Annotated in this window: 4 protein-coding genes; all 4 read left to right on the top strand. The window is 63.8% G+C overall.

The window, feature by feature from the left end:
* The coding region (locus tag CBW22_RS23370; RefSeq protein ID WP_176428175.1) for a TrbI F-type domain-containing protein at positions 1-268 on the top strand (268 nt) is incomplete at its 5' end.
* Positions 265-888 (top strand): type-F conjugative transfer system protein TraW, encoded by a 624-nt coding sequence (gene traW / locus CBW22_RS23365; protein WP_088518011.1) that lies wholly within the window; start codon positions 265-267, stop codon positions 886-888. The genes CBW22_RS23370 and traW, both read left to right, overlap by 4 nt.
* Positions 885-1169, top strand: a complete 285-nt coding sequence (locus CBW22_RS23360) for a hypothetical protein (protein WP_088518010.1) — start codon at positions 885-887, stop codon at positions 1167-1169. Before traW ends, CBW22_RS23360 begins: the two co-directional genes overlap by 4 nt.
* The coding region (locus CBW22_RS26560; RefSeq protein ID WP_217899537.1) for a hypothetical protein at positions 1159-1365 on the top strand (207 nt) is incomplete at its 3' end. The genes CBW22_RS23360 and CBW22_RS26560, both read left to right, overlap by 11 nt.

Raw genomic sequence — 1365 nt, 5'->3', positions numbered from 1 at the left:
GCAGGCCGTACAGCCCGACTACGTGGTGTTTGACATGAAGGGCACCATCGACACCTTCCGCCAGCAGACCGCGCAGTCTGCGCTGGATAAGGAGAGACTGGCGGCGCTCACGAAGCGCTTTGGCTCTGCGCTGGACGCGAGCCTGTCGGACTGGCAGGCCGCGCACGGCGGCGTCATCCTGGTGAAGGGCGCGGTGGTAGCCGGCGTCACCGACATTACGCCGGCGATTCAGGCCGATATCGCCCGCCAGATGCAGGCGGCGCCATGAGGTGGCTCGCCACTGCGGTTGCTCTGTTCGCTGCAGCAGTTGCTTACCCCGTACAGGCGAAAGAGCTCGGCACCATCGGCCACCTGTTTCCCGTTGCCGAGCCCGACCTGCTGGCCTTTATCGGCCAGCGCCTGCAGGGCATGAAAGACAGCGGTGAGCTGGACCGGCTGCAGCGCGAGGCCGAGGCGCGGGTGAAGGCCCACGCCGTCAGGCCCGCGCCGGTGGCCGGCCTGACGCCGGCGAAAACGGACAGGGCATTCCTGTATGACCCGACCTTCACGGTGCGGGAAACCATCCGGGACATGCGCGGTAACGTCATCGCCCGGGCGGGAGACAGGGTTAACCCGCTGGATAAGGTCGCCTTCAGCGAGACGCTGTATTTCATCGACGGCGACAACCCGCAGCAGATGGCGTGGCTGAAGCCGCAGCTCGCCGGGCAGCAAAACTATAAGGTCATTCTGGTCAACGGTAACGTGCACGACAGCAGCATCGCGCTGGATGAGCCGGTGTACTTCGACCAGTACGGCACGTTAACAACAAAATTCGGCTTTGAGCACACGCCGGTGCGCATCACGCGCGCGGACAGGATGCTGAAGGTGGAGGAGGTGGCGCTGAAATGAGTCACAACGCACGGGGGCAGACGGCCCCGAAGAAGTTAAAGCGTCATGTCGCACAGGTGCGCCTCGATGACGACGACAAATCCGGGCTGCGCCGCATGACAGCCGAGTTCCCGCTGTACTCGGAGTCGATGATTATGCGCGCGGCTCTGCAGACGCTGCTGGCGTGCAGCGGAGAGGTCCGGTCGGCCATCGTACTGGCCTCACTCACCGACAAAGACGTGGGGGAGGTCATGCGTCAGTACGGCATGACGGTGCTGACGGGGGTGCCTCATGCAGAATGAATTGCTTCCGCGACTGGTTAATGACTGGAAATCTTCAGAGGTCTCCGCCATACAGCAGAATGCAGCGCCAGCCGTGCAGCCGGTCTGGAGCGCGCCCGCGCCGGAGCCCGCGTGTCGCGCGGAAATTTCGCTTTCGCCGGCGAGTATTCGTGCACTCGGTGACCTGACGGATCATCTGCCCGCGGTCGGTTTATTC

This window comes from Pantoea sp. VS1, from assembly GCF_002207995.1.
Lineage (GTDB): Bacteria > Pseudomonadota > Gammaproteobacteria > Enterobacterales > Enterobacteriaceae > Pantoea > Pantoea dispersa.
Note: the sequence above shows the minus strand (reverse complement) of the source record. Positions and strands in the feature narration are given on the sequence as shown.